This is a genomic window from Paenibacillus sp. ISL-20, assembly GCF_018613005.1.
Lineage (GTDB): Bacteria > Bacillota > Bacilli > Paenibacillales > Paenibacillaceae > Paenibacillus_AQ.
The window spans coordinates 1-10,905 of sequence record NZ_JAGGRD010000048.1 but is presented as its reverse complement, the minus strand read 5'-3'; the positions used below and the strand labels follow the sequence as shown (position 1 = coordinate 10,905).

10 protein-coding genes and 1 pseudogene are annotated in these 10,905 nt (G+C 47.3%); 4 read left to right on the top strand and 7 right to left on the bottom strand.

Translation table 11 applies throughout. The annotated features are described in order from the left end of the window. Nucleotides 1-104 precede the first annotated feature (104 nt). The 3 genes from J7E85_RS25380 to J7E85_RS25370 form a co-directional block, all read right to left on the bottom strand. Nucleotides 105-1,910, bottom strand: coding sequence for an ABC transporter ATP-binding protein (locus tag J7E85_RS25380; protein ID WP_215162789.1), 1,806 nt, complete (start codon nt 1,908-1,910; stop codon nt 105-107). Then, nucleotides 1,907-3,652: an ABC transporter ATP-binding protein gene (locus J7E85_RS25375; RefSeq protein ID WP_215162788.1), complete on the bottom strand. Its 1,746-nt coding sequence runs from the start codon at nt 3,650-3,652 to the stop codon at nt 1,907-1,909. Before J7E85_RS25375 ends, J7E85_RS25380 begins: the two co-directional genes overlap by 4 nt. 231 nt (nt 3,653-3,883) lie before the next feature. Next, the gene (locus J7E85_RS25370) at nt 3,884-4,498 is read right to left on the bottom strand and encodes a DUF4352 domain-containing protein (RefSeq protein ID WP_215162787.1); all 615 of its coding nucleotides are present in this window, start codon (nt 4,496-4,498) and stop codon (nt 3,884-3,886) included. Between the two features lie 246 nt (nt 4,499-4,744). On the opposite strand from J7E85_RS25370, the gene J7E85_RS25365 reads away from it, so the two are divergent. Further along, the gene (locus J7E85_RS25365; protein WP_071222114.1) at nt 4,745-5,077 is read left to right on the top strand and encodes a hypothetical protein; all 333 of its coding nucleotides are present in this window, start codon (nt 4,745-4,747) and stop codon (nt 5,075-5,077) included. A 561-nt stretch (nt 5,078-5,638) separates the two neighbouring features. Here J7E85_RS25365 and J7E85_RS25360 read toward each other — a convergent pair. Then, the gene (locus J7E85_RS25360; RefSeq protein ID WP_215162786.1) at nt 5,639-6,370 is read right to left on the bottom strand and encodes an N-acetylmuramoyl-L-alanine amidase; all 732 of its coding nucleotides are present in this window, start codon (nt 6,368-6,370) and stop codon (nt 5,639-5,641) included. 327 nt (nt 6,371-6,697) lie between these two features. Here J7E85_RS25360 and J7E85_RS25355 point away from each other — a divergent pair, with 327 nt between their 5' ends. The 3 genes from J7E85_RS25355 (at nt 6,698) to J7E85_RS25350 (ending at nt 9,203) form a co-directional block, all read left to right on the top strand. Then, the gene (locus tag J7E85_RS25355) at nt 6,698-6,883 is read left to right on the top strand and encodes a hypothetical protein (protein WP_215162785.1); all 186 of its coding nucleotides are present in this window, start codon (nt 6,698-6,700) and stop codon (nt 6,881-6,883) included. 62 nt (nt 6,884-6,945) lie between these two features. After that, the gene (locus tag J7E85_RS35185; protein WP_483311343.1) at nt 6,946-7,167 is read left to right on the top strand and encodes a DUF6199 family natural product biosynthesis protein; all 222 of its coding nucleotides are present in this window, start codon (nt 6,946-6,948) and stop codon (nt 7,165-7,167) included. Nucleotides 7,168-7,394: 227 nt separating this feature from the next. Beyond that, nucleotides 7,395-9,203, top strand: coding sequence for a LamG-like jellyroll fold domain-containing protein (locus tag J7E85_RS25350; protein WP_215162784.1), 1,809 nt, complete (start codon nt 7,395-7,397; stop codon nt 9,201-9,203). 723 nt (nt 9,204-9,926) lie between these two features. Here J7E85_RS25350 and J7E85_RS25340 read toward each other — a convergent pair. The 3 genes and pseudogenes from J7E85_RS25340 to J7E85_RS34290 form a co-directional block, all read right to left on the bottom strand. Then, nucleotides 9,927-10,211 (bottom strand): DUF4183 domain-containing protein, encoded by a 285-nt coding sequence (locus J7E85_RS25340; protein ID WP_215162783.1) that lies wholly within the window; start codon nt 10,209-10,211, stop codon nt 9,927-9,929. Between the two features lie 129 nt (nt 10,212-10,340). Then, on the bottom strand, nt 10,341-10,571 hold the full coding sequence (locus J7E85_RS34930; RefSeq protein ID WP_256720529.1) for a DUF4183 domain-containing protein: 231 nt from the start codon (nt 10,569-10,571) through the stop codon (nt 10,341-10,343). Between the two features lie 83 nt (nt 10,572-10,654). After that, nucleotides 10,655-10,905 (bottom strand): annotated as a pseudogene (locus J7E85_RS34290) (hypothetical protein); the annotation flags it as partial.

The window sequence follows — 10,905 nt, the reverse complement described above, 5'->3', positions numbered from 1 at the left end:
TGACGCCCATGCTGGGCGTACCAAAAAAGGCAGCCTCCACCCCAACGGAAGCTGCCTTACCCTAAACCTGTTCTAACGTCCCCAATTCCAAACCAAACTTAATGTTATACTTTGCTAACCTCAGCTCCATCCTCTACTGGGGCCTGAGTCTCGACAGCGGACTGCTCACCCTGCCATAACAGCTGCATCTCTTCGCTCGTGGCGAGCAGCTCAGACAAGCTGCCTTCCGCTTCGATCCGGCCATCCTTCATGACGATGATATGATCGGCCTTCGAAAGGGCTGCCCTGCGATGCGATACCGCGATGCAAGTGACGCCCTGCTCCTTGAACAACCCATCCCATACCAGCTGCTCCGTCTCCACGTCCAGCGCGCTGGACAGATCATCAAAAATGAATAAATCCGCGCCCGTGATCAGCATGCGTGCCGTAGCCGCCCGTTGGATTTGTCCGCCCGACAGCATGACGCCCCTCGGACCGACCAACGTCTCCAGTCCCTGATCCAGATTCTCGATATCCTTCTCCATGACGGCCAGACGGATGGCCCGGTCCAGAGCTTCCTCCATCCGCTCTTTCTTCCCTTGCACGATGTTCTCTCTCAAGGGATCGCTAAACAGTCGTGGAACCTGCGGTGTATATGCCGCCCGAGGAGGCATAAGGAAGGTTGCCGGATCCACCTCTTCTCCGTTCCAGCGGATCGTCCCTTCCTGTTTCGGCAGCAGACCCAGCAATGTCCGGACAAGGGTCGATTTCCCCGCCCCGATTCGTCCGGTCACCACCAGAAACTTGCCGCGCTCCAAGCGGAAGTTAATATCCGATATGCCATTCTCCGAATTCGGATAATGGTACGATAAATTCTGGACCTCCAGCTCTTTCAGCTTCTCCCCCGGTTCTCTGTGCATGACGAGCAGTTCCGGCGGCTCTTCGTTCAGATACGTTTCCCGTGCCTCAATAATCCGGTCTTCCTCGCCAGGGCGAAACAGCGAGCGCATCCGGTCAAAGGAAACCTTCAGCCGCTTGTGCTGGAATACCATATAACCGAATAAGGAAATGCTGAAGCCGATATTGGCCAGATAAGACGTAAACAAAGCGAAATCCCCGACGGTAAAATGCCCGGCCTGCATTTCAGCAGCACACATCAGCAGGATTAGTCCCGTACAGATGCTAAGCACATGCTGATTCAAGGATCGCATCCATTGCTTGAATAGATTATCCTTCAGCGCTGCCTGCCGTCGGTCTTCGTTCAGCTTCATGAAGCGCTCATGAACATGATCCTCGGCCTGCCCGAGCTTCAAGGCTTGAACCGCACCGAAGGTTTCCGCGATAAAGCTTGTAATGCGCCCCGTAGCTTCCCGGTTCTTTAGCCCGTAACGACGCGCGCGGTTGCCGGACAGATTGTTCAGGAGCGTGACCACTACGAGCGGCAGCACGGCCACCAGCATGATCTTCCAGTTAATGCTTGCCATAATGACTACGGATACGAGGGCAAAAACGAGGCGCCCCCAGAAATCCACCCAGGATTCCACGTATTCCACAACTTCTTCCACGTCATCGCGGAAGCGACTCATCGCCTCCCCTGGAGAAGCCGGCAAATTCCGCCCCGGCCAGCGCATGATCCCAGCCAGCATGTTCGTGCGCAGAATGGCCTGAATGTGGTAAATATACGTTACCCATTGATAAAAGGCCGCAAAGAACGTCCCCACACGCGCAACCCTTACTACGGCAATGAAGATCAAAGGAACGGCCAGCCATACATAATCCGTCGAATTCGATGTAGCCCGGTCAAAAAACCACTGCATCCCAAGCCCGATCAATAGCGGCAAGGAATGAAATATGCACCACAACAGACCGTTGAATAAAAATAATGAAGGCTTGAAACGAAATAGGCGCCCTATAAAACCTGTGATGGTCATGCCAGTTCCTCCTCTCTGCCTGTGATCAGCAGTCTGGCATAATGCGATGCCGGATCTTGTGCAAGTGCTTCCCGTGCGCCGAATTCCAGAATTCGTCCGTCACCCAGCACCATAATTTTATCCACCTGCTCCAGCGTAGCCAGCCGGTGCGCGATGATGATGCCCGTACAGCTGCTCATCAGCTGATCCACGGCCGTCTGCAGCATCATTTCCGTTGCGGCGTCTAGGCGTGAGGACGGTTCATCCAGAATCACCAGGCTTGGCTGCGTCAAAAATACCCGGGTTAAAGCGAACAGCTGCGCTTCCCCCGCAGATAGCGATGCTCCGCCTGTTGTCAGATGCGTATCCAGACCTTCCGGCTGCGCATCGATCCATTGCCGAAGTCCCAGTCGCTCCGTCGTTTCCAGAATAAATGCATCCGACACGCCGTTATCGAACAACGTCAGGTTGTCACGCAGCGAGCCATCGAACAGCTGTACATCCTGCGTGACCATCCCCACCCGGCGGTAAAGCGCAGGCAGCTTCAGTTTCGTGATATCGGTCCCCCCAACGCGGATCACACCGCTGTCGATGTTATACAGTCGAAGCAGAATACGGCTGAGACTCGACTTCCCGCTGCCGGTACGTCCGATAATGCCCAGGCGCTCGCCTGGTTTAACCTCAAAGTTGATGTCTTTTAACACCGGTTTATCTTCGTTATAACTGAAGTTGACGCCCTCAAATTTCAAACCGAGCGCTCCTCCCGGAAGCTCTTCTTGCTCTCCGTCCACAATCTCGCTCTTGTTGGACAGCAGCTCTCTGGAGCGCAGCATGCCGGATTTTGCCTTTTGGAACTCCTGCACCTGGTCACCCAGCATCTCGATCGGGTCATTCAGCATCTGCGTATATTGATAGATTAGGAACAGGGTCCCTAGCGTAATTTCACCGATCAAATAATAACGAACCCCTAGTAACAGGACAGCGGTAACTGCAAGGGCAAACAGAATCACCGTGGTGTTCCAAGGGACGACGCGAAGCATCCAGGCTTTTCTCCCTTTCAGGAACACGCTGCGCATCATGCGATGAAACCGATTCATCACATACGGCACATTGCCGTTCGCCTGTACGTCCTCAATGCCAGCGATGCGTTCCTCAATTAAGCCGAACAGTGAAGCGCTGGCTTCCCGTTCGTTCTTCGAAGAATTGACGCCCATATTCCGGATGAACACCATGAACAAAATAGACAGCAGTGTAAACACCGTCATGACGATTGCGATCGGCAGATTAACCGTGAACATAAATCCTAGTATGCCGGCGAGCAGCACAAAACTTCCGATTACCTGCACGATGAACATCGCGAAGAAATTCGAAATATTCGTCACGTCGCCGTCAACCCGCTCAATCATCTCGCCGGGCGTTTTCACATTATGAAATCGCATATCCAGCCGCAAGCAATGCTTCAAAAGATCGCCGCGAAGCCGGTTCGTCGCGCGCCATGAAATATCGTTCCCCATATAGCTGACAGCCACGGTAATCAGCTGGTTAAAAACAGCCACGACCAGAAACAATCCCGCCAGCTGAATCAGCGTAGCTATAACGCCGCCTTCGGCTGCCGTGTCAATAAACCGTTTGACAATCTGTGGATTCAGAAGCTGCAAGCCTGTCGACGTCAGCAGCATCATGATTAGCAGTATCAGCCGTCCTTTAACCGGTTTCAAATACCGCAGCAGCCATGACATTGAAACCTTTTCTTGTTTGGGCACAGTGCCCACCCCCATATGCAAGCAAGTATGTACAGACCTCCATTCCCCATTAAAGCAAGGCGTGGCGGCAGTAAATCATTACCAGTCTACATGATATCCACAGTCATGCCTAGGTAAAGAATAATTATAATATGTACTACGAAAAAACAAACGAACGCCTAGCTTCTGCATCTATGCAGAGCTGGCGTTCGTTTATTGTGCTAGAATATAGCATCGGTCGTTCTCTCGGTGTTATCGTAATGTGATTTGTGCCTTGTCCTGATCTTCAAGCTTGATGACCAAGCTTTCTTTAGAATCAGCTACGCCATCGGGTACTTCTATGACAACAAATCCGGATTTCGTAGCCAAAGGCTTGATGCTGCCTGTTCCCAGATCGCCATCAATCATGGTTACCGTATAGTTATACTCATATTCCTCTTTAAATATGGCTTTCATACTAACGCCACCAATGATAGATGTGAAATCCTTTGCCTCTTTACCATTATTGGTGACTGTATAATTTAGAATAAGGAACTTGTTGCCTTCATCAGCACTCGACGAAAACATATCTGCACTTACTTTTTGATCAAATTCAAACGAATCAAGTACAACTTCCCAATCACCTAAGGTGAATTTTTCTCCAGGTTTGTTAGAAGCCTCTTTTGGTTCCTCTTTTGGCTCCTCTTTTGGTTCCTCTTTGGCTGGCTCTGTTGTTGCTTCTTTGCTCGGCTCATCCTTAACGGTCTCCCCAGTTGCATTTGCACTTTCGTTCTGCTTGGCCGAGTCGCTGCTACTAGGATTATTTCCGCATGCCGAAATAACTAAAAATGCACAAATCATCAAAATCAAACCAAACTTTGTTCTCATTTACTGACCTCCGTGTAGGTAATATATACCACATTATCATACCATATATGATTTTTCTATTATTTTCTTAACATTTCGACATTTTGTCTTATGCAAGATTCAAAGCATTTTTTAGTGAATTCCCATCTTTTCTTCCTATATAAAAATAGCAAGTCAATACCTGCTTCAAAAAAAAGCGAATCCGATATTTCAGCATACTCGTATATGTATAATAGAGTGACGTGCAACTTTTTGGAGGTGGGCATAATGAATACTGGGATCAGTGGATTAGACGGACTGGATGAAGAGAAGCTATCAGAAATTCGCGAAAATGCCGCAAGGCTCTCGGACATGAAACAAGAAGTGCCCGTGGAAGAACTGTTCTCGGAATCATTTATTCAAAGACATACCAAGTTTTCTTCGATCGGTCACTTGCTGAAAGCTGCAGGTTATGAGGGAAGCACAGATGAAGAGTTTGACGAATTCATACAAGGACACACGATTAACCCATTTATCGTTGAACATACCCCATTTCGCAGCTGGCAGGATTTTCAGGAGCTAGCCGTATCCGCTTATATCACGAAATGGCTGGGACTCTAAATATTCAATCCAAAATCCGCCTTTGCACAGGCGAGGGAAGATAACCAAAGAAGCCCCTCTAACCGATGTTAGAGGGGCTTCTGATATATTTTTTAAGGGGTGCTTTTATCATATGCTCCGAATATTAATGGAAGCTTAAATTATGATTAAAGGGACATAAATTGTTTCAGGTTTCTGATGGTATTGTAATTAGACTGAACTAGGAAAGATGGTTTGACGATTTTTGTCCTACGACAGCTAATAAAGAAGGAAGCGAATCTACTGAATTATCCATTCTTTTGGGTTCATCTAATTGTCTGCAAATGGATCATATAATGCCATCTGGTAACCTCCATAAAAGGTACTTACTGCAGCTACAATGATTTCCTTCATGTATTATTATTCTACACTAATATTTCCACTCCTGTAATTTATGCCAACGAATAACCCCACTCCCTGAATTAATCGGGAAGCTCTGTTAATGAATATCGGATACTACTAAAATATTGAGTTTTAGAAATGCATACTTGGTAAACAAAACAAAGACCCTGCCAGCGTCCAAGCCAGTAAGGTCTTAATAATTTATGGCTTTGTTGTAACTGTAGCCGTCTTGGTCTTGTTATCCCAGACCACCTTGGCGCCTAACGCCTCACCGATGGCCCGAAGCGGCACATAGGTCAAGCCATTCTCAAGCTTGCCATCCGCGATCTGCTTCCCGTTTACGATGACATGTACCTTATCCTCCACCGTAACGCCCCCCTCTTTCTTCTGAAGTCCCAAATATTTAGCAATGCCATTCACATGACCGATCGCAATAGAGTCAATCACATCCTGCCGTTTAAGCTTGGCTGCATCTGCCGCCACATCGATAAACAAGTTTTCGGTTAAGACAGCAGGCATCTTAGATTCACGGACCATATGCAGATTAGCGGCCTTCTGCCCCCGATCGATGACACCGAAGGATTTAATGGTACTCATGATTTCCGTGTGCATAACGTTCTGCAGTTTTACCGAAGCCGAGCTTGCCGAGGTATATCCATATGACTCAAAGCCCCCAGCACCGCCACCCGCGTTACAATGGATGCTAACAAGGATATCGGCGCCAGCAGTGTTTGCCTTATGAGTCCGTTCAGCCAATTCAAGGAACACATCTGAAGATCGGGAGAGTAGTACTTGGACATCGCCATACTCCGCTTCCAATCGTTTCTTCACAGCAAGAGACACCGCTAATACGATTTCCTTCTCCTGCAGGTCGTTTCCGGTTGCTCCGGAATCCTTCCCGCCATGCCCCGCGTCAATCCAAACCTTTTTCACGATCCTTCACCGCCTTTGTAGGTTGTTGAATAGCCCGGTGATCCATTACAGCGAAGGCAACTGCAGCAATTGCTTCCAACTAATGCTTCAATGGTTATATTAGGCAAGCAACTGTAAGTCCTACTGCAAGGACGAGTATAATATATAAGATACTCCTGTTTAGTGCATTCGGTGTTTGCTTGTGCCTATATTGAACGGCCTAGATACGGTTTCTAGTCACCTTTTGAGTTCAGATACGAGCCCTGCATTTTACATTTAATGGAACCCTGAATTGGGATTTGCGTATTGTCTGTTAAGGGGTTGATTCTATGTTTACCATGTTCGTCGGTGCCATTAATTATCTGGCTTGGTCTATTAATATTCAGAAATCCCGAAGAAATGGCAATCCGCATGAATCGGGATGAATACCACGAAATAGATGATAATGATATATTAAAAATGCAGTTTCTTGGAGTATTTGTTGTTGGTTTTGGTATTATTTTAGCTCTTGTAGGATTATCTACTTTTTTCTAACTTGTAATATGTATTACTCGCATTTAACTTTTTCAATAAGCCATTGATGAGGGGCTGGTTATATGTCTGGATTTACACTTATCCTGTTCGCTGTCGTTTTTCTAATACGTGGTCTATTGAGAATACGCAAACCCACATGGGGTTCGTTATATAAGAGTTGGCAGGTAAAACACGAGTCTGAGCCAAGCTCGGACTACATTCAATATATCAAATCCAGTGGGCTTCCCTGGATCGTTCTAGGATCCTTTTTTCTAGTGTTAGGCATTCTCCTTATGAATATTTGAACACTCCTTCATAGCTTAGTGGCCGGGTGCTCGTGATTCCCATGATGTATACTGCCGATTGATCCATACTGGAAGCCACCGGCGGCTGACCGCCAGCGGCAATTTAATCAGCACAGGCCATTTTCCATACTTTACACAAATCCGTTTCTCTCCTAACATCCCGGTAATACACATTCCGTACAATGTCCCTATCACAACCGATTACATCGATGAAGGGATATGACAGAATGAAGAAGAAATTCAAGAAATTGCTCGCGCTGCTGTTGCCAGCGACGATGATTGCGGGGCTGCTGTCGGGCTTCCAAGCGTCCGCAAGTCCGGCCACTTCACCAGATAGCGAAAATAGCTTCAAGATGGCTATACTGCCGGATACGCAAAAGTATGCGCGTTACAAAAACGAGCTTTGGCTGTCGCAAACGAATTGGATCGCAAAGAACGCAAAAAAAGAAAATGTTGTGTTCACTGCACATTTAGGCGATTTGGTCGATCGTGCCGATGAAGAATACGAATGGCGCAACGCCGACGAGGCGATGAAAGTACTCGATAAAGTCAAGCTTCCATACGGTTTTTTGGCAGGAAACCATGATGTGCTCAACTCGCAGCAATATGATAACGAACGAGATTTGGCCAAGGAACCGTTTTTGAACTATTTTTCGACAGACCGGATGAAGAACATCCCGGGTTTTACCGGCCATTCGGAGGACGGATTTAATTCCTACTATATTTTTGAAGGGTCCGGGAAAAAGTACATGGCACTCTTCCTGGATTGGAGAGCATCCGAAGAGACGTTGAAGTGGGCTCAAAAAGTAATCGACAAACATCCAACGTACCCGGTCATGGTGTTCACCCACCAATTGCTGAACATTTCCAACGACAAAAAATCAGCCGTTATGACAGATCACGGGCAATTTCTATGGGACAAACTGATCGCAAAAAACGATCAAATCTTCCTCACCGTAAACGGTCATCATCATGGCTATGCTCATACGGTCAAGAAAAACAACAAAGGTCACGACGTCGTTATGATGGTCGTTGATTATCAGAGCGCCTTTCACGGCGGCAACGGAATGTTACGAACACTTGAATTCGATATGGACAAAAACCGCATTCATTCATCCTCCTTCTCCCCATGGGTCATGGGAATGCCGGAGAAACAAAGAACCGCGTTTGATGAGGAGAAATTAGTAGACGATTTAAACGATTTTACAGTCGCGATGGATTTTGAAGAACGGTTCTCCGGATTTCAGCCCATCATTTCCGTCAATAAAGAAGTGCCAAAAGTAGAAGGTACGGTCGCTTACTGGCAAATGGACAACCGTTCGGCCGCTGAAGGGCAAGCTGTGACAGGCAAGGGAGCAGCGGTCAAAGATCTTTCCGGCCAAGGCAACGATTTGTACCGTATCGACGAAGGCGACGCCAAGCCAGGCGATTTGGTCTGGTACAAAGGAAATGCGCAAAATCCGCAAAGCAATTCGGGCATTCGCTTCTTCAACAACAAATCGGAAGAGAAAGGCTCGTATTTGCAAACGTCCGATCAAGCACCTATCAATGCATTGACATTCCCGAACGGATATACGATTGAAGCGGTCGTGAAGATCGGGCCTGATTTTGACGCCGACAAGCATTCCTGGATGGGCATTCTGGGCCGGTACTGCACCGGACAGGACGTCGGCAAGAAAGAAGGCGACGCCGAGGCTCCGCTAGCAACGTTGGCTGTCTCAAGCTTACGTGAAATTCAATGGGCGTCCTTCCCGCTCAATTATGGAAGCGAGCAAACGAGTTGGTCCTGGGAAATGGACGACAGCTGGCACCATATCGCGCTGGTCAACGACGGGCAATCAACGAAGATGTATATCGACGGCGTGGAAGTACTGCGCAATCCCGACACGAAGCCGCGGGGCATTGCCACGATCGGCAAACCGTGGATTATCGGCGCGAGCCAGTATGCCAATAAGCTGGACGGCGTATTTAACGGATGGATCAGCGAAATTCGTATCGTCGACCATGCACTGGAGAAAAAAGATTTCTTACAATAGCTAGAGGCATGCGCAAGCGCCGGGATGATTCCCGGCGCTTGAAGTTCTCCTGCTCGCTTTTATTCTGATCTCTTCTTCCAGAGATTTTTGAGTTGCTACTGCTAAGGATGATCAATATATAAAAGCTACGGGAAATTCATTCTTGGAGGCGAATTTAAAACTATCATTAGCAATGATCACAAAAACAGCGCGGCCCCGAAAAAACGGGATGCCGCGCTGTACTTATGTTTATGAAGATGCTGGTGAAGGGAATTGAACCCCCGACCTACGCATTACGAGTGCGACACCGTAGGTTTCGGTAAGGTTCCACAGGGTTCCGGAAGTCTTTTAGTTACTGGTTTTTATGCACCTAGATCCGTTTAAGGTTCTTGAAGTATTTCTTGGCCGTTAGAAGATTTGTTAGAAGTTCTGTTAGAAGTCTGAAGCCCGTCAGCTAAATGCTGGCGGACTATTTTCTAGTGAGCAGAAACAATTTCATCAATCTTTATCCATTGCCATTCACCTTCAGCTAAAGACAATTTGATTTCTCTTCTGAATGTGTGGATCATTACGACAATACCTGTTAACTCTGTATCTTCATACTCATCGAACAGCCACAATGTAATAGTGCATTTTGTTTCAGAAAGCACTATCTGGGAAGATCATCCCCTTTTGTATTTAGAAAAAGCCCTGCTCCTTTAAAAACAGAGCAGGGCTTTTGGATAAGAGCAAATATACCAACATTTAAGAGACAACGAATTGAACTATAAGTGGAGTTCCGGGATCTAACGCATCGCCTCCAGGGATGGTAATCGTAGTTGTTGTAACAGAAGAAACGTCAGCTGTTTGCATCAAACCATTCACATAAAGGTTGTAATAGTTGAACGTACTCGGAAATACCGTGGCAGCTGTTCCTGCATCATTGGTAAACGCTGTGGCTGCAATTGCGAATGTTGCTCCTGTTCCCGTTCCAGCACCAACTGTAGAAGTGAATCTTCTACTGTTTTGATACGGTGGTACTATTGGCATTTTCATCGCCTCCCTTCTTTGTTGAGGATCATGCTGAAACTCAGGCTGAAATCTTTGAAAGCATGCCTGATCCTCTTATACATTTAATGCAAGAGTTCAGGGATTGCGCAGGCGTATTACCAAAAATTGTTAGACAATAACATTAGCCGTTAACTCTACTGTTTCTAAAACGATCGGAGTACCTGCATAGATTGTGCTACTTTGGGCTGGAAAAAATAAGCTGAGCGAATTTACATCGTACGAGTTACTGAGCTGAAGAATTCCATTTATATAAAGATTGTTAAAGCTGTTTGGGCCAAGGGCCGAGAATTCCACCACGGGGGCTCCCATATCGTTCGTGAATTGACCGGCTGGAATCATAGCTGACATAGTTAGATCCAGATCTGTTTCTGGTTCATAAAAATAACGGTTAATTGCAGTAGTGACAGTAACTTCAGGAATGACTACTTCTCCAGGAGGGCCTTGTGGTCCTTGTGGTCCTTGTGATCCTTGAGGACCTTGTGATCCATCAAGCCCTCTTTCTCCTTGTGGTCCTTGAGGACCTTGTGCGCCTTCAGATCCATCCAACCCTCTTTCTCCTTGTGGTCCTTGTTGCCCTGGCGGTCCTTGAGGACCTTGTGATCCATCAAGCCCTCTTTCTCCTTGTGGTCCTTGTTGCCCTGGCGGTCCTTGAGGACCTTGTGCGCCTTCAGTT